We start from the raw sequence: 22,386 nt of genomic DNA, 5'->3' as shown, positions 1-22,386 counted from the left end.
CTGTCCGCGCAACCCCAACCCTGACCGAGATCGAAATGCTTCATTTTTCCCGTTGGAAAACAGTCTTCATCTGGCTGCTTGTGCTGGCAAGCGTCTTCATCGCCTCTCCCAACCTGTTTTCGGAAAAACAGCTGGAGAGCATGCCTGCCTGGTATAAGGACAACAAGGTAACGCTCGGTCTCGACCTTCAGGGCGGCTCGCATATCATGCTCAAGATCGAGCGTTCCGACATTGTCAAGGAACGGCTTGAAACGATCGTCGGCGATGTGCGCACGCAGCTTCGCGACGCCAACATCCGCTATTCGGGGCTCACCGGCAACGGCCAGCAAATTCAGGTTCGCATCAGCGATCCCGCGCAGATGGAAGCAGCCAAGACCGCACTTCGTGATCTGACGCAGCCGGTGTCTGCCGGAACGCTGGTCGGCGGCTCCATTACAGAAGTGACGATGAATGACGGCGGCGACAGTCTGCTGCGTCTCAACCTGACGGATGAGGGCATCGATTATCGTCTGTCGTCGGCCGTTTCGCAGTCGATCGAAGTCGTGCGCCGCCGCGTTGACGAAGTCGGCACGACCGAGCCGCTCATCCAGCGGCAGGGTTCCGACCGCATCATCGTGCAGGTGCCGGGTCTTCAGGATCCGCAGCGCCTGAAATCCCTCCTCAACCAGACCGCAAAGCTGTCCTTCCGCATGGTAGACACGACCATGCCGGCGCAGGAGGCCATGAACGGCCGTCCGCCCGCGACCTCGGAAGTTCTCTATTCGCAGGACGATCCGCCGGTTCCCTATCTGGTGGAACGTCGCGCGCTCGTGTCCGGCGACAATCTCGTCGATGCACAGGCAAGCTTCAACCAGCAGACCAACGAACCCGTCGTCACCTTCCGCTTCGACAGCCGCGGCGCGCAGCGCTTTGCGCAGGCGACGCAGCAGAATGTCGGCAAGCCTTTCGCCATCGTGCTTGACAATCAGGTCATCTCGGCACCTGTCATCCGCGAGCCGATCATCGGCGGTTCGGGACAGATTTCCGGCAGCTTCTCGGTGCAGGGCGCCAACGACCTCGCGGTTCTGCTGCGCGCCGGTGCGCTGCCGGCCACGCTGACGGTGGTTGAAGAACGCACCGTCGGTCCGAGCCTTGGTAACGACTCCATCACCGCCGGCCTTACGGCCAGCGCTATCGGCGCCGTTGGCGTCCTCATTTTCATGTTCGTCTTCTATGGCTTCTTCGGCCTGCTGGCGAATATCGCGCTTATCGTCAACGTCGTGATGCTGATCGCCGTGTTGAGTGTCATCGGGTCGACGCTCACCTTGCCCGGTATCGCCGGTATCGTCTTGACGATCGGTATGGCGGTGGATTCCAACGTTCTGATCTATGAGCGAATACGCGAAGAGGTGAAGAGCGGCAAACCGCTGATCCAGGCGCTGGATAATGGTTTTACACGCGCCTTTGCGACCATCATCGACGCCAACCTGACGACGCTGATCGTGGCGAGCGTGCTGTTTTACATGGGCACCGGTCCGGTCAAGGGCTTCGCCGTGACGCTCGCCGTCGGTATCATCACCACCGTGTTCACGGCCTATACGCTGACGGCCTGGATGTTCGGCTACTGGGTTCGCCGCAGCCGTCCGAAACATCTGCCCAAGGGTGTTCGCACCGCCATGTTCGATGGTCGCGACATTCCCTTCATGCGCTATCGCCGCGTGGTATTCGTGATAACAGGCGCGATCATGCTCGCCTGCGTCGGTGGCTTCGTCGCCAAGGGCCTGAACCTCGGCATCGATTTCCAGGGTGGTTCGGTCATCGAAGTACGCTCCAAGCAGGGCGATGCCGATATTGCCGACATTCGCGAGCGTCTGAACCAGCTCAACCTCGGTGAAATCCAGGCGCAGAACTTCGGTTCGCCGCAGGATGTGCTCATCCGCATTCAGGCGCAGGACGGCGGCGAAAATGCCGAGCAGTCGGCCATCACCATGGTGCGCGGCGAGCTTGAGGACAAATATGATTTCCGCCGTGTGGAAGTTGTCGGTCCTGCCGTGTCCGGCGACCTGACCACGTCCTCCACTATCGGCGTCGTGCTCGCCATGGCGGCGATCATGATCTACATCTGGGTTCGTTTCGAGTGGCAGTTTGCGCTCGGTGCGGTCATCTCCATGGTGCATGACGTGGTCTTCACCATCGGCTTGTTCGTCTTCCTGGGGATAGAGTTCAACCTTACCAGTATCGCGGCGATCCTGACGATCATCGGTTATTCGCTGAACGACACTGTCGTCATCTACGACCGTGTCCGTGAAAACCTCCGGCGATACAAGAAGATGCCGCTTTCGATGATCATCGACGTCTCGCTGAACCAGACCCTGTCGCGCACGATCCTTACGGGCCTGACCGTGCTTCTGGCACTGCTGGCACTGTATCTCTTCGGCGGCGAGGTCATCCGTTCCTTCACCTTCGCCATGTTGTTCGGCGTCGGTATCGGCGTGTTCTCCTCGGTCTATATCGCGGCGCCAGTGCTGATCGCCTTCAAACTGCGTCCTGACAGCAAGGATGCGGAAGACGAGAAGGATGAGAAGTCCGGCAATGCCATCGGCGGCAAGCCTGCCGTCTGATGGCCGGCGGGATCGAAATACGCCCGGCCCATTTTCCAGGCCGGGCGCCCCTCGATGCTTATGGCAATGGCGGCTTCCGCTTTGCCGACATGTCGCATCGCGGCTCCCTTCTGCTTTTGCCTTCGGGCATCTACGGGTGGGAGCCCATTGATGCGAAAGAATTGACCGTCGGGCATTTCGAAAAGGTTCTGGCGGAAGCGCAGGATATCGAAGTGCTGCTGATCGGCACGGGTGACGGCATGCGGGTCCTGCCGAAAGAATTGCGTGCGGCTTTTAAAGAGGCGGGCATTTCGGTTGACCCGATGAGCACGGGTGCTGCGGTGCGGACCTATAATATCATGCTTTCGGAATCGCGCGCCGTGGCCGCGGCGCTGATTGCAGTCGAAGGCTGAGGGCGTTTCGCGCGCGGGGAACCATGGAACCCACAGAAAATCTCGACGTCTGCCTCGCGACGCTGCGCGACACCGATCGTGACCGTTATCTCGCCTGCCTTTTGTCGCCTGCCGACAAGCGCAACGCTCTGGCTGCCCTTTATGCCTTTAACGCCGAAATCGCCCGCATCCGCGATTCCGTGCGTGAAGCGCTGCCGGGTGAGGTGCGCATGCAATGGTGGCGTGACCTTATCGACGGCAATCCACACGGTGACAGCCAGTCCCATCCGGTGGCCGCAGCGCTTCAGACAACGATCGAGCAATATCGCCTGCCGCGCCCGGTGCTCGGCAATATGATCGAGGCACGTATCTTCGATCTCTATGACGATCTGTTCGAGGATCGCAACGCGCTTGAGGGATACGCCGGCGAAACCGCCTCGGCCCTGATCCAGCTCGCAAGCCTCGTGCTTTCCGCTGAGGATGCCGCTCAAAGCGCCGAAGCGGCGGGACATGCGGGTGTGGCCCAGGCGATGGCCGGCATGCTGCTGCTCATGCCGCTTCACCGGCGTCGCGGGCAGGTCTATATTCCCGCGGACATGCTGGCTGCGGCTGGTCTCGATCGTGAAACCTTTCTTGCAGGTCAGGACAGGCAGCGTATCGGCATCGCAGTTGAAATTTTCGCTGCTCATGCGCTCGATCATATCGAGAAGGCAAGACGCGCGATGATCTCGAAAAACCTCTTTGCTGCCTATCTGCCCGTCGCTTTGTCCGGCCCGGTCATCGTTGCAGCCAGAAAGGCGGGGGCAGGGGTGTTTGACGGCGATCTACAATTGTCGCCGCTTCGCCGGCAATGGCTGATTGCGAAGGCCTCTTTCCTCAAGCGTTTCTGATCACAGGGCGCCTGTCACCGGGAGCCACACTTCACGCAAGCCTCGGGCTTTATGAACCCAGATCGGGTTCGTGTCGTTTCGAGTCGCGAATCGAAGGGTTTCGGTACTGAGGGAGCGTCCCGGATGAATTTGGCGATCTGGATTATCGTTTTCGTACTGCTTTCGGTCTTTGCCGTTTATGCCTGGCGCATGTCGCGGGCGACCGAAGACGATAGCAGCCATGATGTGGGGCAGGCGATCATGGATTTCGCCCGTGCCTTCCCTAATGAGGCGATCAGAAGCCTGCACATGACAGCGGATGGCGGCGCGGCTTTCGTGCGGCTGCATGATAACAAGGCGGGTTTCATGCGCAATATGGGGTCCCACTATGTCTGTGTGATGATCGATCCCGAGCGCATCCGGGTCGAAAGTCTGGAAACCGGTGATGGTTTCGTTGTCACCTTCTTCGATATGCCGAAATATAGCGGCTCATACCGCTTCAAATCTGCCGGAGAGGCGGCCGAGGTTTCGCTGTGGCTGCTTGGCAGCCTCGTGGAGGCGCAGGATCATCACGATGAAGGGCCGCTGCCCTCAGGCGCCTGAGCCCGCCTGCGTCATTGCCCGTCGAGCGGCGGGGTTGAGGCGGGCTGCTGGCGCTCGCGCCAGATGATGAACAGGCCGGATGCGACGATGATGAGGATACCGAGCCATTTCGATGGGGTGGGGAAGTCCGAAAATAGCGCATAGCCGAGAATCGTCGCCGAGATGATCTCGAAATACTGGAATGGCGCCAGCAAAGACAGCGGCGCCAGCCGAAAGGCCCTGACGATCAGCAGGTGCATGTAGCCGGATATCGATCCCAGCAGAACCAGCAGGACAAGCGCGAAGGCGGATTGGGGAAGCGAGACAGCGAAGTCCTTGTCTCCCAGCGCATCGCCGGCAAAAAGTGCTGCCGCCATGAACAGCGTGCCGGCAATGCCGGACATGGTCTGCATGACAAGCGGGCTGTCGGCATCACCGATGGCGCGGTTCAGGAACAGATAAAGCGTATAGAAAAAGGCGCAGGCGACCGGCAGGAGCGAGGTCCAGCCGAAGATTTCGAAACTCGGCTGGATGACGATCAGCGCGCCGCCAAAACCCACCACGATCGCCGTCCAGCGTTTCCAGCCAACTCTGTCGCCAAGAAAGAGGGCCGACATCATTGTCAGCATGAAAGGCTCGACAAAATAGATCGCGAAGACATCGGCAAGCGGCATGTATTTGACGGCGGCGAAGAACATCAGGCTGGCGGACGCATGCAGCACGCCGCGCAGGCAGTTCATCCATGGCCGTTTGGCGCTGAACAGCGCCCCGGGTGACACCACCAGCAGCAGCGGCAGGGTGCACAGAACCTGAAAAAAGAATCGGTAGAAAGTCACCTGCGCCGGCGACATGCCGCCGCTCATCGCCATGTATTTGGCGATCGCATCCATGACCGGCAGCACCAGCATGCAGCCCGCCATGATGGTCATGCCCTTGGCGATGTCGTTGAAACCGGTCTGGCTGGTCATGGGTCAGGCTACGCTTTCGACCAGAAGGTCTAACGGGAGGGGACGTCCGCAAGGCCGCCCCCTTCCAAAGGTCAGGCGGCCTTCTGGCGCGGCAGGCTCTTCATATCAATGACGAAACGATAACGCACATCGCTTTTTATCATGCGTTCATAAGCGTCATTGATCTGATCGATATCGATCATCTCGATTTCGGCGGCGATGCCTTTTTCCGCGCAGAAATCCAGCATTTCCTGGGTCTCGGGAATACCGCCGATCATCGAGCCGGCGAAAGTCTTGCGGCCGGGGATGAGGCTGAAGGCCATCACCGAAAGCGGCTTTTCCGGCGCGCCCACCTGCACCAGCGCGCCATCACGTTTCAGCAGTGCCAGATAGGCGTCGATGTCGTGGTCGGCGGCGACAGCATCGATGATGAGATCGAGGCTCGAAGCAGCCTTCTTCATCTGCTCCGCATCGCGGGAAACGATCACCTCATGCGCGCCGAGCTTTTTCGCGTCTTCCGCCTTGCCTGGCGAGGTGGTGATCATCACGACAGTCGCACCCATGGCATTGGCAAGCTTGACGGCCATATGGCCAAGGCCGCCCAGACCGACCACACCGACCCGCTTGCCGGGACCGGCATTCCAGTGGCGCAGCGGCGAGTAGGTGGTGATACCCGCGCAGAGCAGCGGTGCTGCGGCTGCCGGATCGAGCCCTTCGGGAATATTGAGCACATAGCGGTCATCCACCACCACATGGGCGGAATAGCCGCCAAGCGTATGCGCACCGCCGCCCATCGCCTTGTCAGGGGAGTTATAGGTGCCGGTCATGCCGTTTTCGCAATATTGCTCTAGCCCTTCGGCGCAGCTTGCGCATTCGCGACAGCTATCGACGATACAGCCGACACCGACGCGTTCACCCGTCTTGAACCGGGTGACCTGCGATCCCACCCGACCGACGCGGCCGACGATTTCGTGGCCGGGAACACAGGGGTAAAGGGAGCCGGGCCATTCGCTGCGGGCCGTATGGATGTCCGAGTGGCAGACGCCACAGAATTCGATCTCGATTTCGACATCGCGCGGACCGGGATCGCGGCGCTTGATGGTCGCGAGCTTCATCGGCGAAGAACCGTCATCGCAGGCATAGGCGGACGTTGTGAACATGGTCGTTCCTCCTCTTGTGGTGATCGATGCATCAAACACCGGCCTGCGACAAAGGTTGCGGTAGGATCAGCCGCCTGCGCCGGTTTCGGGCACTGCCGGGCCAAAAACCTCCTCGAAGGCCTCGCGCAGCAGAACGTCGACGTCGCCGATCATAACCGGCAATCCAAGATCGACAAGGCTGGTGACGCCATAGGCGCTGATGCCGCAGGGAACGATGCCCGAGAAATGCCCGAGATCTGGATCGACATTGATCGAAAGCCCGTGAAAGCTCACCCATTTGCGCAGACGGATGCCGAGCGCTGCGATCTTGTCCTCTGCCATGCCGCCATCCGGCAGGAGCGGCTTTTCCGGCCGTCTGACCCAGACACCGACGCGATCCTCGCGCCGCTCGCCGCGGACATTCATCTTGTCGAGCGTGCGGATGATGACATCCTCCAGCGCCGCCACATAGGCACGCACATCCTGCCGCCGGCGTTTCAGGTCGAGCATGAGGTAGACAACCCGCTGGCCCGGACCATGATAGGTGTATTCGCCGCCGCGACCCGTGGCGAAGACGGGAAAACGGTCCGGCTCGATGAGGTCGGCCACATCGGCGCTTGTGCCTGCGGTATAAAGCGGAGGATGCTCCAGCAGCCAGACGAGTTCGTCGGCCTCGCCGCTAGCGATAGCGGCAACCTCACGCTCCATTTCCTCGATAGCCTGCCCATAAGGGACGAGGCCTTCCGAGATTCGCCAGCGAACCGGCGGCGAACCGGCGAGAGGAAACATATTTGTCTCGATATCCGTGCGTGTGAGCATGAAAAAGTCCTTTCCACAGCCTTCTCGCAAAATGGCGACAAGGCTGCAACCCCAGCATTTCCGGGCTTCCTGCATATAGGATGGTGCAGTGCGATTTTTAATTTCAAAAAACTGTCACGACGCTCTTGTGCACCCAAAATCCTTTTGCTACATGCACCCCCGTCGGCGCAAGTCGACGCCTACCACGATGCGGTCGTGGCGGAATTGGTAGACGCGCAGCGTTGAGGTCGCTGTGGGGCAACCCGTGGAAGTTCGAGTCTTCTCGACCGCACCAAAGAAACCCGCTTCGGCGGGTTTTTTCTTTTTTAGCCAATCGGTTAACTCTTGGCTTCCTGGAAGCCGACAGGCTCGTTGGACCGAAATGGACCAAGCCCCAACCATACCGACGTGATTTTCTCCGCAGCTGTGTCGTTAAGTTTCGGGGCGGCAAATCATGGGATTGCCGCCACCCGGGCATATTTACTGTGGTCTAGCGTCGAATGATATTCGACGCCGTTCCGTTCTCCTGGTGGTTGCCATCGCCGACGCGATAAGGATCGCCGTCCATCACCTGATCCATCCGCCATCCGCTTCCGCGATATGGACTCTCCCACGTTTGACATCCCGTGAGAGCGACAGTCACAACCATCAATCCGAGAGCGAGAGTGGTTTGTCGCATATTGACCTCCTTTGAAATTTCTTCGCTCGATTATGTAGGAGCAGGTTGCTGACTTTGCGATATCTCTTCGAAATTTATCGGTCCGTCTAACGGGCGTGTGGATCAAACAGAGAATAAATTTCGGTGGATATCGATGCACGCTGTAGTAGTCGGACGGTTCCCCCTACAAAAACAAGGGGTGGAATATTAGAGGTCTGATGTTAGCTTTTGTCAGGAAAAAATGTCTGGAGGTTTTCGTGCTGGGGGACAAGACGGATTCAGACAATGCGCTTGGCTATTATATGTGGAGCATTTCCGACAACAGGCTGATCATGGATGCGGTCACCGCGGAATGTCATGGGTTTTCCCAGGAGGTCGCGTCACGCGGGGTGACGATCGAAGAGATTCTCGAGAGAATCGATCTCGAAATGCGCGATCAGGTGGCGCACGCAATTTTTGAGAGCATCACGACAGGGGTATTTTTCGATCAGCGCTACAAGATTCATCTGCCTGATGGTTCGAGCCGGTGGATCGTGGCGAAAGGCAGGGCGATTTTCGATGCTGATAATACGCCGTTTCTCGGCATTGGCAGCGTCCGGGACATCACCGTCAAGAAAGCCTTTCAGTTCGAGCCCCGCCAGTAGCGATCATGCCCGTGACGAATGCGCAAAAAAAAGGCGGCTTTCGCCGCCTTTCTCGTTTCGCTCCGCCGGGACATCAGAATACGGCGAGATATTTCAATAGCGAAATAATGCCGATGATAATGACGATCACCTGAGCGATCTGTTTTGCGCCGCCACCGACCGGCAGTCGCGCGATGAGCCACAAGACGAGCACGATCACCAGGAAGGTGATCAGAATGCTGACGAGCGTAGATGTAACCATATGTCCCAGCTCCCTGTAAAATAAAGGTTCAACGGTCGTTCACCGTCGTGTGAATAAAAAGCGCCAGACGGTTTTTTGTTCCATACGGTTGGTTGCGCGCGATTAAATTTGGATTCGCTTGATGGTGGATGGTGCAAAAGTGAAGTTGAGGCCGGTCGGCGCCAGGGCAAAAGTCGGGCGGCTTGGCCGGCCGATGATGTCGACGGTGACCGGCGGTGCTCTGGAGATCGTGACCGGTGTCTCGGAACCGGGCTTCAACCCGATCGATCTTCTTTATTCGTCGCTTGCCGCGTGCCTTGCGCTGAGCGCCCGGATTGCGGCGAGCCGGTTGGGGATGCTTGACCGTTTCGAAGGCGTTGCCGTCGACGTGTCAGGGGAAAAATCCGCAGATGAGCCGTATCGTATTCTGCGTTTCGATATCAGGATCGAGATTACGGGCAATTTCGATGAAGCGACCCGCGCCGCACTCGCCCATATGGCGGAGGATATCTGCACCGTCAGCAACACGCTGAAGGGCAATGCGGAATTTACACTGTCGATAAACGACTGACCGTCACGAATTTCGGGATTTTTCCCACTTCTTCACCAGCCGGTCGCGCTTGAGCTTGGAGAGGCGCTTCAGCCAGAAGATACCGTCAAGCTGGTCGATCTCATGCTGGATACAGATGGCGTGGAAGCCCTCGGCGGTCTCAGCGTGTTCCGCGCCAGTTATATCCTGAAACCTGACCTCCACCGTAGAAGGCCGCTCCACCTCGTCGGTGAAGCCGGGCATCGAGACGCTGCCTTCCATATGCCGCATCGTCTGCGGAGATTGGCTGGTGATTTCGGGATTGATGTAGGTCAGGACGGTTCCCGGCGTCAATTCGAGCACGAAGACACGTTGCAGCACGCCGATATGGGCCGCCGTGATGCCGACGCCGGGGGCGGCGCGCATCGTGTCGATCAGATCTATTACCAGTTCCTGCAGATGATCGTCAAAAACCGTAACCGGTGCGCAGATATCGGAAAGACCGACATGGGGGTAGGGCAGGATCGGCCTGATTGCCAAGAAATGCTCCTTCGTTAAATCTGCGAGGACGAGGCGGCAAGCGCCCGTCCTTCCCCGGTTGCCTCCAGAAAGCTGCGCTGGGTGCGGGCGTCGCGTTTCGTCACTCGCAGGAAGCGGGGCGACAGGATAGTGATTTCGCGCAGAACGAGGGCATGTGCAAGCCCCAGCCGGTTGGCAATGCTGCGGCTATCGGTTGCGATGTCCTGATGGATCGCAAGCAGGATTGCTGCTCCCGTCATCGTCAGCGTTGGAGACGATTGCTGGAGTTTTCCCACGGCTGCCAGAAAAGCCGCCGCGGATCGTTCCTCATCCATCAAGCGGGCATCCGGCTCATCTGGCATCGGCGAGCAGGCGGACGGAAACCAGCACCGATTTCGATGTCGGCGTGAAGCTGCCTTCGCCGTAGCTCGACAGCGGCACCAGCACGTTCAGCTCCGGATAATACCCGCCGACGCTGCCGCGCGGGATATTATAGGGCACCAGACGGAAGTTCCTGGCGATGCGCTCCACCCCGTCGCCATATTCACCGATGACATCCACACGCTGACGGGAATGGGCGCCAAGCGCCTCCATATCCGCAGGGTTCATGAAAATGACCTGGCGCTCGCCATAGACACCGCGATAGCGGTCATCCATGCCGTAGATCGTGGTGTTGTACTGATCGTGGCTGCGAAAGGTCTGCAGCACGAAAAGATTGTCGCGCGTCAGCGCCTGCTGGTGCTCGGTTTTCTCGGGCAGGGGGCCGCTATAGAAGGTGGCCTTTTTCGCCGGCGTGTTCCATTGCCGTTCGGCGGCGGCGTTGCGCAGATGAAAACCACGGGGAATGCGGACACGCTCGTTGAAATTGTCGAAACCCGGAATGACGCGCTCGATCATGTCGCGGATGAGATCGTAGTCATCGGCGAGCGCCTTCCAGTTTACATTGACATTGCCGAGCGTGGCTTCGGCGATGCCGGCGACGATGGCGACTTCCGAGCGAAGTGCATCCGAGGCCGGCGGATTAATGCCGCCGGAACCATGCACCATGCTCATGGAATCCTCGACGGTGACGATCTGCGACCGGCCCAGCGAATTGCGGTCTATCTCGGTCCGGCCGAGGCAGGGCAGCACGAAGGAGGTTTCGCCCGGCACCAGATGCGAATGGTTGAGCTTGGTGGCGATGTTGACGGTGAGCTTCTGCTTTTCGAACGCCTTGACGATCAGCGGGCTGTCGGGCGTCGCCCGCATGAAATTGCCACCGAGTGCGATGAAGGTCTGAGCCTTCCCATCCAGCATGGCGGCCACGGCCTCAACGGTATTGTGGCCGGGCTTGCGCGGCATGGGAACGCCGAGTTCTTTTTCCAGTGCGTCGAGAAGCGCCGGCGGCGCTTTTTCGTCGATGCCGACGGTGCGGTCGCCCTGCACGTTGGAATGACCGCGCACCGGGCAGAGGCCGGCGCCGGGACGGCCGACATTACCACGCAGCAGCATGAAGTTGGCGATTTCGCGAACGATCAGGACCGAGTGGCGGTGCTGTGTGACGCCCATGGCCCAGGTGGCAATGACGGAGCCGGCATTCATGTAGATACGTGCGGCTTCTTCGATCTCGGCGCGGGTCAGGCCGGACTGGTCGAGGATGCTCTCCCAGCTCGTTGCATCGACCGCGGCGCGATAGGCTTCGAATTCGGCGGCATGGTCGGCAATGAAGTCGTAGTCGATAATGGCGGGCTCGCCCGCTGCCCTTGTGGCATCGTCTGCCGCGAAGACCGCCTTGCTCATGCCGCGCACCGCCGCCATGTCGCCGCCCTGGCGCGGCTGATAATAGTTGGTGGCGATCTTCGTGCTGCTGCCGGTGATCATTTCGATCTTGTCCTGCGGGTCGGCGAAGCGTTCCAGACCCTTTTCCCGGATGGGATTAAAGACGGCGATCCGGGCGCCGCGAAGGGCGGCGCGGCGCAGGTCGCCCAGCATGCGGGGGTGGTTGGTGCCGGGATTTTGCCCGATGACAAAAATGGCGTCCGCCTGTTCGAAATCCTCGAGCAGCACCGTGCCCTTGCCGACGCCGATCGACGCATTGAGGCCAACGCCGCTCGCCTCGTGGCACATGTTGGAGCAATCGGGGAAATTATTGGTGCCGTAAAGCCGCACCATCAATTGGTATAGGAAGGCCGCCTCGTTGGAGGCGCGGCCGGATGTGTAGAATTCAGCCCGGTCGGGGCTATCGAGGCCGTTGAGGATACGGCCGATCTCGGCAAAGGCATCGTCCCAGGAAACGGGCAGATATGTGTCGCTCGCCCGGTCATACCGCATCGGATGGGTAAGGCGGCCCTGTTTTTCCAGATCATAGTCGGACCAGCCCCGCAGTTCGGAGACCGTGTGGCGGGCGAAGAAATCCGGCAGAACCCGTGCCTCGGTCGCTTCCCATGACACTGCCTTGACGCCGTTTTCGCAGAATTCGAAGGAGGAGCCGTGTTCGGGGTCACCCCAGGCGCAGCCCGGGCAGTCGAACCCGTCCGGCTGGTTGGTCTTCAAAAGGGTGCGGGCGCCGGAAATCGGTGCACCGGATTCCAGCAGGCGTTTGCCAACGCTTTTGAGTGCGCCCCAGCCACCTGCGGCGGTCGACGCCTTGCCTATGAAATCCGTTTTGCTCATGGTTCTTTTTCCCGGAAACTGTCTTCTCGTCTCTGGCTGTCGGCGTTTGCCGTTTGTCAAAAACATCTTCAGAAGCCCCGATCCGTGGCCGCTGTCAATGTCTTAATTGTGCATTGCGGCAGAACCCTTATTCGCTGTTCGACAATTGAAATGGGAACGGCGTAAAGGGGGTGGACGTTGTCGCAAAACAAGCCGCAAAGATTGGCTAAACATGCTTGTTGCCGCCGGCCGATGCCCCGCCGGCGGATAGGAAGAGGAATGTTGAATGGATTTTTCGCCGCAGCCGGGAAGCTTGTGCATCTGCAGCTATCCGGTTGTTGACAATATGCTTTTTAACGCCATTCTGCCTGCGCATCCGTGCACTGCGGCATTTGAATACGAGGGGACGCCAGATGACAGACCGTGACGACGATCCTGTCGCGCCCGACGACGTAAAGCCGGCAGAAGCGCTCTCCGATATTTACGCGGAAGATGGGTCCGTCCGCTCCGATTTTCTGGCGATGGTTGGCGCTGCGATCGCCGATCGCGACCTGCTTTTCCTGCGCAAGAATGTTGCGCGGCTGCATGAGTCAGAGCTCGGCGACGTGCTCGAATCCATCCTGCCGGAACAGCGCCACGCGCTGGTCAGGCTTCTGGGTTCCGATTTTGACATGACGGCGCTGACCGAGGTGGATGAGGGCATCCGTCTCGATATCGTCGACCAGATGTCGAACGAGCAGATCGCCGCCGGTATCGGCGAACTCGATTCGGACGACGCGGTCTACATTCTCGAGGACCTCGACGACGAGGACCGCGAGGATATTCTCTCGCAACTGCCGTTTACTGAACGCGTGCGGCTGATGCGGGCGCTGGATTATCCGGAAAGCTCCGCCGGCCGCCGCATGCAGACGGAATTCGTCGCCGTGCCGCCGTTCTGGACCGTGGGGCAGACCATCGACTACCTGCGCGAAGAAGAGGAACTGCCCGAATCCTTCTCGCAGATCTTCGTCATCGACCCGACCTTCAAGCTCGTCGGCGCGCTCGATCTCGACAAGGTGCTGCGCGCCAAGCGTCAGGTGAAGATCGAAACGATCATGCACGAGACCAACCACTCCATTCCGGCCGAGATGGACCAGGAAGAGGCAGCGCAGCTTTTCGAGCAATATGACCTTCTCTCCGCCGCCGTGGTCGACAATAACGGCCGACTGGTTGGCGTTCTCACCATCGATGACGTGGTCGACGTCATTCAGGAAGAGGCGGAGGAGGACTTGCTGCGTCTCGGCGGTGTGGGTGACGAAGAACTGTCGGACAGTATCGTCAGCACCTCGCGCTCGCGCGTGCCCTGGCTTGCGGTCAACCTGCTCACTGCCTTTCTCTCCGCTTCCGTCATCAGCCTGTTCGACGCGACGATCCAGCAAATCATTGCGCTCGCAATCCTGATGCCGGCGGTGGCAGGCATGGGCGGCAATGCCGGCTCGCAGACCATGACCGTATCGGTGCGGGCGCTTGCCACCAAAAGCCTCGATATTCACAATGCCGCCCGCATCATCCGGCGTGAGGCGGGGGTGGGCATCCTGAACGGCATGCTGTTCGGCTGCGCCATCGGCATCGTCGCCGGGGTCTGGTTTCAGGATATCCATATTGGCGGCATCATCGCCACGGCCATGTGTCTCAACATGCTGGCGGCGGCGCTGGCAGGCATTCTCATACCACTGGTTCTCGACAAGTTCGGCGCTGACCCCGCCGTTTCCTCCGCGGTCTTCGTGACAGCGGTGACCGACATTGTCGGCTTTTTCGCCTTTCTGGGAATCGCGACCTGGTGGTACGGTATTTCCGGATAGGCAAGATGGCAAAAATTGACTTTTACGTGAAGGTCAAATAATATCTTCCGACCATGAATCGGATAGGCCTTTGGACAAGTATTATAGCATAACCGAACTGACACGCGAATTCGGTGTTTCCACCCGCACCTTGCGATTTTACGAGGACGAGGGGCTGATTCACCCTGAGCGTCGCGGGCGCACCCGTCTGTTCAGGTCTGCCGATCGCCGTCTCATTCAGGAAATCCTGCGCGGCCGCCGGATCGGCTTCACCATCGCCGAAATTCGCGAGATTATTCATGTCTACAAGGAGCCGCCGGGCGAATCGGGTCAGCTGGTGCTGCTGATGAAGAAGGTCGATGAAAAGCGCGCCGATCTCAGGCAGAAACGCAAGGACATCGAAGAGACGCTGGCGGAGCTCGACAATGTTGAAGAAGCATGTCTGACCCGGCTTGCCGAAATCGGTGTGGGGACCTGAGCGAAGATTTCGTGAGATATTCGCAGTACGTCATCGGTTAAGAATTAATATTCCTCCTCCGTCATCCTCGGGCTTGTCCCGAGGATCTGCAGCGGTATGATTTTATGCAACGTGGATAGATCCTCGGGTCAAGCCCGAGGATGACGCCGAGTGTGACGGGAACGCTCGCCGGTCTCGCAGACCAACGGCTACTGCGCCTCAACCGTACACTGCTGCGCCACTTCGCTGACCTTCGTCTGCTGATTCGTGCTGAGCTTGCCCTCCATCATCGTGTCGAACAGGTTTTCCGCTTGCAGCTTTTCCAGCGTGCAGCCGCAGAAACGCTGGCAGAGTTCCGCCGCGTTCGGCTGTTCGACACAGCTTTTTTCGCAGCTTGATTTATAAAGCTCGACCTGATCGACCGGCGGAGGCGGGGCGACGAGGGAGAGTGTATAAACGAGGCCGATCAGCACCGGCTGGTGGATGAGGTAGAAGGCGAGGCTATGGCGGCCGGCGCTGGCGACGAGATTGCGCGGCGCGCTTGGATTGCGAAAACGATCAAGCCAGCCGCGCGGCGTGACGAATTGGGAAACCGCAAGGCCGCCGAGGAAAGGCGCAAGCCATGGCAGCAGCGGCACGTAATCATTCGAGCGCGGCGGTATGGTGGAAAAGCCGATCCAGGCCAGCCATTTTGCGTTGAAAAGATCGGACTGCAGATATTGCGGCAGGACAAATGCAACGATCGCGAAAAGCAGCGTCACGGGCGCGGGCGCCCGCAGGAACAGTAGCCCCACGAGGCTTGCGGCGGCGATATTGTGCAATATGCCGAAGAAGATGAAACTGTCCGGAAAAGCGAAATAGGTGGCGACGGTGATGAGCAGGGCTGCGCCGGCCACCATCGCAAAACGTTTGCCGAAGGACTGCCAGTTCAGACCCTTGCCATGGGCGAGAAACAGGCTGAAGCCGGCAAGAAACAGGAAGGAGCTTGCGATGCCGCGCGCATAAAGCTTCCAGAGCCCCGTGGTTGCCGTGCCGGGTTCGAGATAGCCGAAATATTCCAGATTCCATGTGAAATGGTAGGACGCCATGGCGAGGAGCGCGAGCCCTCTGAGGGTATCCAGCCCGCCGATGCGACCTTTGCGGCGGTTTTCATTTGCGGCTGCGTCTGTGTCCATGTTTTCCGCTTTTTTTAGCTTTTCGAGGGGCCGGCATTCACTTGGATATGCTTGAAATGACGTGTGGGCTTGGCCCTTTAAGTGCGGCTATTTCAAGGCCGGTTTTCTTCCATGATGGCGCGGCGGGCCTCTGAAAAGAACTGGCGGCGCAACAGCGCCACGATGATGATGATGGTGCTGGCGATGAAGACATAGGGGCTGATGAACCAACCGAGATAACCGATGGACAGAAAGATCGTCCGCAGGCCGTCATTGAAGTTCTTAGCAGCGATGATGTTCATCTTTATGACGTTTTCGGCCGCGCGCTCCGCCGCCTCACGGTCCGTACTGACATCGTGGACCATGGGAATGGCGCCGAACAGGATGGTGCAATAGTTGAACAGACGATAGGACCAGCCGAATTTGAAGAAGGAATAACCGAACAGGCAGGTGAGCCCGATGACCTTCAGTTCAAAGGCCGTGCGCCCGGCATAATGCACGAAGGGCATGTCGCGAAACACCGATTCGACCTGGTCAGTGGCGCCCAACAAGGCGAAACATCCGCCGATGGCGAAGATGGAGGTGGAAGCGAAAAAGGCGGTGCCGTTCTGCAGGCCGGCCATAATCTGCGTATCGATCATCTTCAGGTCGCGTTTCAGCGAATTCAGGATCCAGTCGCGACGGCGCTCGGCCATGGCCTGATTGAGGCTGGCGCGCGAAAACAGCCGCTTTCTCGTCGTGATATGGCTGTAGGTAACCCACAACAGGATGAAAACGACGATCGAAATATAGTCCATGACGGTCATCACGGGCAGGGCACCTTGCTGTTTGCGAATCTTTGAAAGCATATTGATTTGAAGGCTATGGCAAGGCAATGGCGGCGATTGCCGTCACCGGATATTCTCTTGTGGCGTTGCCGCCGCACCATTCGGATTTTCGCTAACGTTCCGGTAACCAAGTCGCTTTATCAATCACTTCGCGGACGACAGGTCTGCCGGTTCCGGGTCAGGTTTTGCGTACCGGTTCCGCGTCATTTTCCGGCACGGCCGCCCGCCGATTGACAGGATGGTCTTTCGCACCTAGCCTTTTATCAGGACCGGTGTTTCCGGCATCCGGGGTAATCACGGCTTTTGATGTCCCGCATACTGCGGGCAGGTCCTGTTTCTCCGATCCGGTATCAGCGGCAGTCCGGCATGAGCAACCGGGGGACGCCTTTTTCTACGAATCGTTCCCTTCATGACCGTCTGTCCCTGGCTTGCGATACCGCAAAGATGCCGGTCCGCTTCATTCTTTCCTTTCAGGTTTTCCATGACAGATAAAAACCGCACCGTTTTCATTCTTGGCGGCGCGCGCTCCGGGAAGTCGCGTTTTGCCGAAGAGCTTGCGGGAAAAGCGGGTGGACGCCTGCATTATATCGCAACCGGCCGGGCATGGGATGACGAGATGCGGGACCGTATCAGCCATCATCAGGAACGGCGCGGCGGGGAATGGACCACCCATGAAGCGCCGGTCGATATTGCTACCGTGCTGCAGCGGCTCGACAGCCCTGACAGCGTCATCCTCATCGATTGCCTGACATTGTGGCTCACCAATCTGATGATGGAGAATGCCGATATGGAGACGGCCTTCGCGGAACTGGAATCGGCAATCGCGTCGACGCATGCAAAGTTGATCCTCGTCTCCAACGAGGTCGGCCTCGGCATCGTGCCGGAAAACCGCATGGCGCGCGAATTCCGCGATCATGCCGGCCGTCTGCACCAGCGCATCGCGGCCATTGCCGGCGAGGTCTATTTTGTCGCCGCCGGGCTGCCGTTGAAGATGAAGGGCTGAACCCCGAGCCTAACGTTTTCGGGAGATGTTCGGGCTATTGTCCGCTAGGGCCTGAAATTATCGGTCATCTCCGATGGCGGCTCCTCGGGCGGTTGTGGACCTGGCTTTGGTTTTCCGGGAGAGGTGCCGCTCATCGTCGCGAATTCGATGCCGTTCTTCTCAAAGGCATCCTTCAGCATCGAATAGGCTTTTCGGCGGATGATTGATTGTTGGCCGTTTGGTTTCACCATCATGCCGAAACCGAGCGTCATGCCGTAGTCTCCGAACTGTTCGACACCCTTGAGCTTGACCGTCTCGATGAGCATCGGCCCGAATTCCGGGTCATCCTTCAATGCCTTGCCGATCTCGCGGGTAATCGATTTCACTTTTGTGAGGTCCGTATCGAAGGCAACGGTGACGAGAAACTTGTCGATCGACCAGTCGCGGCTCATATTTTCGACAGCGCCGAGCGACCCGAAGGGCACGGTATAGATCGGTCCGCGATGGTGGCGCAGTTTCACCGAGCGAATGCTGAAGGACTCGACGGTTCCCTTGTATGAACCGCTCTGAATATATTCACCCACCCGGAAAGCATCGTCGATCATGTAGAAGACACCGCTGATGATGTCCTTCACCAGCGTCTGCGAACCAAAACCAATGGCGATCCCGAAAATCCCGGCGGAGGCGAGCAGGGGGCCAATGTCGACCCCAAGTTCGGAGAGAACCGTCATGACGCTGACGGCGCTAATCAGGATTCCCAGCATGTTGCGCAGGATCGGCAGGATTGTCTGCAATCTGTCGTCGGAGGCGGGCACGCCATGCTCGCTCGCCGCCGGGGCATTCATTTCCAGCCGCCGCGAAATCACCGTCTTGATCGCTACCCAGAAGAGGTCGGCAAAGAGCAGGACCAGAATACCATGCAGCAAGCCGGTGAACATCGCGCTCACGGTCGATCCGCCCGGAAGCGCGCCCGGATGGTTTCGAATGAGGAACAGGAGCCATATGACGGCGGCGCCCAGCACCAGCAGCCGGACACTGCGTTGCGCCAGAACCGGGCGGAAGTCCGTTTCGGAATAGCCGCCCATCGCGGTCGCGGTTTTTCGCGCCGCTATTCCCAGCGTGCCGACGGCACCGGGAAGAACCAGCGCAAAAAAACCCAGCCAGAAAAACACGCCAGCACCCGCGATCCAGACGGCAAACAGGATGAACAGGTAAAAGGTGAAGGCCACATCCAGCGACCGCCGACGCTCGGTATTCGCGTCCGCCTGCGGCTGGCGCCAGATGAAATAAACGCCAAGGGCAAAGAGTGCCGCGATCATCGTATAGGAGATGAGTTTGACTGCGGCCGCCGTCACCCCGAGGCTGACAAGCATGCGCAGCACGGCCCAGCAGACGATCGCTACGGCCAGGAGATCGAGAGAGCGTGTGAGCCAGAATTGGCGCCGCGAATTTAATCCGTCGTTGATGACCCGTTTCAACAGATCGACGACCGCTTTCACAAGCGGAAGGCCGACGCTGACCGCAAGCCAGGGAAGCAGCACCGCGCTTAAGAGCGGCGGCCACGGAATGGTGAAAAACATGATCGTCGCCGAAAGGCCATATCCCACCACGGGCAGCAGGCGTCTCGAGGCTGTCGCCAGCGCAAATTCGGCGACATTGCCGGGCAGGGCGCGCGCGGTGCGGGCGGCGGTTATCCAGTAGGTCGCGATCCCTGCCGCGATTCCCACTCCGAAAAGCAGCGCGACATGGGCGAGGAAACGGAGAACGCCATAAGCCTCGATTTCGTTGACGAGCGTTGTTCCCGCCTTCGACAATTCCCCGGGAATAGCCGGGGCATCACCGGCGAGCCGTGCCAGATGTTCGCGCCGCTTGCTTGCCCATTGGTCGAGCACGCTCATATTGCCGTCATCAGGGGCGGCCACGTCAGACGTATCGGACAGCCGTTGCGCCAGCAGGCTGCGAACATCGTCCTGCCCCATGAGGTTGAGGAGTTGGTCGACTTTTTGTTCCGTGGTCTGATTTGCCGGATTTGCGGGCGTGAGAGTCTGAGCGAAGACGGCGGAGGGAGAAAACAGGCACAAGGCCAGCCAGAGAGCCAGCAAGCGGGCGCAGAACCTCAAAAGGCGGGATAAAACATTCATTCCTCAACCCCACACCAGCCCGGAAGATGCCGGGCCTCCCGTGATTTCGCCAGTTTCATCGCTTCGGCCAATGCTTCGTCAAAGGAGTCGCTGAGGAGATCACGATCGATTCGTCGTCTCAGAAAATCGGCCCAGCCGAATTCGGAGAAGGGAATAGTGACTTTCGCGTAACCGCCGGCCATGCGCAGGGCTCCGGCAAGGGATCGAAAAGGATCATCCTCGAGATCGTGTATGTTTTTCGGGATGTCGCCCGGTTGCCGCCGCAGGCCCTGAGCATCAAAGGGATAGATCAGGTTGCGATGGTCCATCACCGACCAGAACTCATCCTTGCCAAGGTGGGAAAACTTGGCAACCTCGCTTGTCAGCACATGTTCCACGCCCTCCTTGGAGAGTGCGAGAACGAGGTGATGGTGGTCGATGAGATAGGCCCTGTCCTTTGGACCAGCCACGACCGGAACGATGTGGTTTCCCAGAAAATCGTCTCCGTCTTTTTTCCTGGTTTCACGCCACTCCTTTCTTTTCAGCTCGACCTCGCGGAAGCCCACTGCGATCTGCGTCGGTCGTAACTTGTCGATGGCAATACGAGACAGACGAGGCTCATAAATATGCGTCATTTTTCCTCCCTGAGGCCGTCCATCGCGGCAACGGCATCGTCAACGCTGTAGTTTGCCCGACGCAAAAGATCCGCTCCGCCACCAGCGGCGACAACGTCGCGCACCGCATCGTGCATTCGGGCATAGCGAATTCCGATGTTGCGCCCGCGCAGGCTGGCGTCGAATTCCAGCAGCGCCTCAAGGGCTGTCGTATCGAGTTCAAATGTCTCTTCGAGGCTGATGATGACGGCGTTGATGTCAGGGCTCGCGAGTATGCGGCGGGTGATTTCCGCGAATGTCGGCTCGGCATTTCCGAAGAAAAGCGGTTGCGCCGGGCGCAGGACGAGCATGCCGGCCGGCTCCGCGGCGTCCGGATGTCGCTTCACGTCCACGAAGTCGTGGCTCGCGCCGAGGCGGCCGAGCATCACGATGCGCGGGGAGGAAAGTCTTTGCAGGAATACCGCGAAAGACAGCACGATTGCTGCCAGCATTCCGTTGAGGACGCCAAGGAAAAGCACGCCGGCGGTTGCCGCCAGGGCAAGCACGAGGTCCTGCCTCAACCGCCAGAGCCGGAAAAACGGAGATGGATCCAGCGCATGAAGCAAGGCCACGATGATGATGGCGGAAAGGGCGGCATGCGGGATATAGGCAAACCAGTCGGCCGAGGCAAAGGTGAAGCAGGCGAGCCCGATTGCCGCGATTGCCGAGGCCGTTCTCGTGCGCGGATTGGCCGCTTCGCTCGCGGCGCCGGCGGAAAATCCGGCCCCGACAGGCATACCCTGCAAGGCGGCACTCGCGACATTCGCAATACCAAGCGTCTTCAGTTCACGATTGGCATCCACATTTTCCCCGTGCCGTAACGACAGGCCCCGTATCGTTCCCCAGGATTCGGCAAACAGGATCAACACTAGAGGCAGGGCGAAACGCGCCACATGCGCCAGTTCGTCAAGGGAGATCGCGGTGAAGTTTCCCCAGATACCCGATAGATCGATCGCGCCGACGACATCGACGCCGCGCTGCTTAAGATCGAACAGCACCGAAATGGGGATTGCCAGCGCAATGATGATGAGGCTTCCCGGAAGCTGCGGATAACGTCTTGCGAAAAGCAGCAGGAGAAGAGCGGCGATGCCGATCGACAGGCTGAAACCGTTCCATTGGTTTGGGTGGGTCAATATCTGCCAGATCGCCTCGAATGTGCCGGCTCCTGATTCCGGCATGCCGAAGATCGCGGGGAACTGTTTGAGCGAAATGAGAATCGCCAGTCCGAATGCAAAGCCACGCAGCACGGGCCTCGAAATGATGCTCGACAGGGCGCCGAGCCGCAATGTGCCGGCGGCAAGGAACAGCAGCCCGACAAGAAACACCGCGACGGCGACCAGCAGCATTTTCTGTCCGGGCTGCGGCACGAGCGCGGTCAGCATGGCTGCAAGAATCGCGGCGGATGACGAGGTTGGCGAGATGATGGCGAAACGGCTCTGGCCAAGAAGGGCATAAACAAGACAGCCTGCCATGGCCGCATATAATGCATGTTGTGGCGGAACACCGGCTATGCCGGAATAAGCGATCGCCTCCGGTAACATCAGCCCGGCGACGGAAAGCCCTGCGAGAATATCCCGCCCGTTGTTACCCATGCCGCACCATGATCCTCACCGGAGTTCTCGCGCCAAACACGACAATATCAGGATTAGCGTGAAGTCTCGATGGAAATCCAGTGGCTTGGCAGCGCGGATCGATGAGTTCCGGGGCCGTTGAAAGCCGTCGTGCCAGGAGCAGGTCATTTTTGTTCTTCCGCAATTCCTTTCACGAAGCCGAACCCTGTTTTGCCTGGGCTGCGACAGCTTTGCTTTCTTGATCTGGATCAAGGTGGCGTTGCCCTGCCGGTGGCAATGCTCCAACCGACGCAAA

At 59.1% G+C, this 22,386-nt stretch carries 21 protein-coding genes and 1 tRNA gene; 10 read left to right on the top strand and 12 right to left on the bottom strand.

Annotated features, from left to right (window positions below):
• The first annotated feature begins 35 nt into the window (after positions 1-35).
• From secDF to NYR50_RS05920, 4 genes are all read left to right on the top strand, one after another.
• Positions 36-2,600, top strand: a complete 2,565-nt coding sequence (gene secDF, locus NYR50_RS05935) for a protein translocase subunit SecDF (protein WP_418137075.1) — start codon at positions 36-38, stop codon at positions 2,598-2,600.
• Entirely contained in the window at positions 2,600-2,992 is a 393-nt protein-coding gene (locus tag NYR50_RS05930; RefSeq protein WP_418137074.1) for an Mth938-like domain-containing protein, read from the top strand. The genes secDF and NYR50_RS05930 overlap by 1 nt, the downstream gene beginning before the upstream one ends.
• A gap of 23 nt (positions 2,993-3,015) precedes the next feature.
• Positions 3,016-3,861, top strand: coding sequence for a phytoene/squalene synthase family protein (locus NYR50_RS05925; RefSeq protein ID WP_418137073.1), 846 nt, complete (start codon positions 3,016-3,018; stop codon positions 3,859-3,861).
• Positions 3,862-3,984: 123 nt separating this feature from the next.
• Positions 3,985-4,443, top strand: coding sequence for a hypothetical protein (locus tag NYR50_RS05920; RefSeq protein ID WP_418137072.1), 459 nt, complete (start codon positions 3,985-3,987; stop codon positions 4,441-4,443).
• An 11-nt stretch (positions 4,444-4,454) separates the two neighbouring features.
• On the opposite strand, the gene NYR50_RS05915 is transcribed toward NYR50_RS05920, so the two are convergent.
• From NYR50_RS05915 to lipB, 3 genes are all read right to left on the bottom strand, one after another.
• Positions 4,455-5,390, bottom strand: a complete 936-nt coding sequence (locus NYR50_RS05915; RefSeq protein ID WP_418137071.1) for a DMT family transporter — start codon at positions 5,388-5,390, stop codon at positions 4,455-4,457.
• Between the two features lie 71 nt (positions 5,391-5,461).
• The gene (locus tag NYR50_RS05910) at positions 5,462-6,529 is read right to left on the bottom strand and encodes an NAD(P)-dependent alcohol dehydrogenase (RefSeq protein ID WP_174008456.1); all 1,068 of its coding nucleotides are present in this window, start codon (positions 6,527-6,529) and stop codon (positions 5,462-5,464) included.
• Between the two features lie 66 nt (positions 6,530-6,595).
• Positions 6,596-7,327: a lipoyl(octanoyl) transferase LipB gene (gene lipB, locus NYR50_RS05905; RefSeq protein ID WP_418137070.1), complete on the bottom strand. Its 732-nt coding sequence runs from the start codon at positions 7,325-7,327 to the stop codon at positions 6,596-6,598.
• A 189-nt stretch (positions 7,328-7,516) separates the two neighbouring features.
• On the opposite strand from lipB, the gene NYR50_RS05900 reads away from it, so the two are divergent.
• Both NYR50_RS05900 and NYR50_RS05895 read left to right on the top strand, forming a co-directional pair.
• A tRNA-Leu gene (locus tag NYR50_RS05900) sits at positions 7,517-7,601 on the top strand.
• Positions 7,602-8,182: 581 nt separating this feature from the next.
• Positions 8,183-8,608, top strand: a complete 426-nt coding sequence (locus NYR50_RS05895) for a PAS domain-containing protein (RefSeq protein WP_418137069.1) — start codon at positions 8,183-8,185, stop codon at positions 8,606-8,608.
• A 73-nt stretch (positions 8,609-8,681) separates the two neighbouring features.
• On the opposite strand, the gene NYR50_RS05890 is transcribed toward NYR50_RS05895, so the two are convergent.
• Positions 8,682-8,849 carry a Thivi_2564 family membrane protein gene (locus NYR50_RS05890; RefSeq protein WP_003502827.1) on the bottom strand — a complete coding sequence of 56 codons (168 nt, stop codon included), beginning with the start codon at positions 8,847-8,849 and terminating at the stop codon, positions 8,682-8,684.
• Positions 8,850-8,970: 121 nt separating this feature from the next.
• Between NYR50_RS05890 and NYR50_RS05885 the strand changes: the two genes are divergently transcribed.
• The gene (locus NYR50_RS05885) at positions 8,971-9,399 is read left to right on the top strand and encodes an OsmC family protein (protein WP_418137068.1); all 429 of its coding nucleotides are present in this window, start codon (positions 8,971-8,973) and stop codon (positions 9,397-9,399) included.
• 3 nt (positions 9,400-9,402) lie between these two features.
• On the opposite strand, the gene NYR50_RS05880 is transcribed toward NYR50_RS05885, so the two are convergent.
• From NYR50_RS05880 to NYR50_RS05870, 3 genes are read right to left on the bottom strand one after another with little or no spacing between them, the layout of a single operon-like run.
• Positions 9,403-9,897 carry a peptide deformylase gene (locus NYR50_RS05880; RefSeq protein ID WP_418137067.1) on the bottom strand — a complete coding sequence of 165 codons (495 nt, stop codon included), beginning with the start codon at positions 9,895-9,897 and terminating at the stop codon, positions 9,403-9,405.
• A gap of 14 nt (positions 9,898-9,911) precedes the next feature.
• Positions 9,912-10,211, bottom strand: a complete 300-nt coding sequence (locus tag NYR50_RS05875; protein ID WP_418137066.1) for a hypothetical protein — start codon at positions 10,209-10,211, stop codon at positions 9,912-9,914.
• A 16-nt stretch (positions 10,212-10,227) separates the two neighbouring features.
• Positions 10,228-12,528, bottom strand: coding sequence for an FdhF/YdeP family oxidoreductase (locus NYR50_RS05870; protein ID WP_418137065.1), 2,301 nt, complete (start codon positions 12,526-12,528; stop codon positions 10,228-10,230).
• A gap of 392 nt (positions 12,529-12,920) precedes the next feature.
• Between NYR50_RS05870 and mgtE the strand changes: the two genes are divergently transcribed.
• Together mgtE and NYR50_RS05860 are read left to right on the top strand one after the other, a co-directional pair.
• Positions 12,921-14,348, top strand: coding sequence for a magnesium transporter (gene mgtE / locus NYR50_RS05865; RefSeq protein WP_006316295.1), 1,428 nt, complete (start codon positions 12,921-12,923; stop codon positions 14,346-14,348).
• Positions 14,349-14,418: 70 nt separating this feature from the next.
• The gene (locus NYR50_RS05860; protein ID WP_003515319.1) at positions 14,419-14,805 is read left to right on the top strand and encodes a MerR family transcriptional regulator; all 387 of its coding nucleotides are present in this window, start codon (positions 14,419-14,421) and stop codon (positions 14,803-14,805) included.
• Between the two features lie 188 nt (positions 14,806-14,993).
• Here the strand turns inward: NYR50_RS05860 and NYR50_RS05855 are convergent, their stop codons facing one another.
• Together NYR50_RS05855 and NYR50_RS05850 are read right to left on the bottom strand one after the other, a co-directional pair.
• Positions 14,994-15,959 (bottom strand): heparan-alpha-glucosaminide N-acetyltransferase, encoded by a 966-nt coding sequence (locus tag NYR50_RS05855; RefSeq protein ID WP_418137064.1) that lies wholly within the window; start codon positions 15,957-15,959, stop codon positions 14,994-14,996.
• A gap of 92 nt (positions 15,960-16,051) precedes the next feature.
• A complete protein-coding gene (locus NYR50_RS05850) occupies positions 16,052-16,744 on the bottom strand; it encodes a DUF599 domain-containing protein (RefSeq protein ID WP_174009101.1) in 693 nt (230 codons plus the stop codon).
• Between the two features lie 502 nt (positions 16,745-17,246).
• Here NYR50_RS05850 and cobU point away from each other — a divergent pair.
• On the top strand, positions 17,247-17,768 hold the full coding sequence (gene cobU / locus NYR50_RS05845) for a bifunctional adenosylcobinamide kinase/adenosylcobinamide-phosphate guanylyltransferase (RefSeq protein WP_418137063.1): 522 nt from the start codon (positions 17,247-17,249) through the stop codon (positions 17,766-17,768).
• Positions 17,769-17,812: 44 nt separating this feature from the next.
• Here cobU and NYR50_RS05840 read toward each other — a convergent pair whose 3' ends face one another.
• The 3 genes from NYR50_RS05840 to NYR50_RS05830 are packed head-to-tail and all read right to left on the bottom strand — an operon-like array spanning position 17,813 to position 22,112.
• Positions 17,813-19,888, bottom strand: coding sequence for a mechanosensitive ion channel family protein (locus tag NYR50_RS05840; protein WP_418137062.1), 2,076 nt, complete (start codon positions 19,886-19,888; stop codon positions 17,813-17,815).
• Entirely contained in the window at positions 19,885-20,502 is a 618-nt protein-coding gene (locus NYR50_RS05835; protein ID WP_111807845.1) for a ParB-like protein, read from the bottom strand. The genes NYR50_RS05840 and NYR50_RS05835 overlap by 4 nt, the downstream gene beginning before the upstream one ends.
• Entirely contained in the window at positions 20,499-22,112 is a 1,614-nt protein-coding gene (locus tag NYR50_RS05830; protein ID WP_418137061.1) for a SulP family inorganic anion transporter, read from the bottom strand. The genes NYR50_RS05835 and NYR50_RS05830 overlap by 4 nt, the downstream gene beginning before the upstream one ends.
• Between the last annotated feature and the right edge of the window lie 274 nt (positions 22,113-22,386).

Source organism: Agrobacterium sp. El2ro-1b (assembly GCF_048298475.1).
GTDB classification, from domain to species: Bacteria; Pseudomonadota; Alphaproteobacteria; order Rhizobiales; family Rhizobiaceae; genus Agrobacterium; species Agrobacterium fabrum.
Note: the sequence above shows the minus strand (reverse complement) of the source record. Positions and strands in the feature narration are given on the sequence as shown.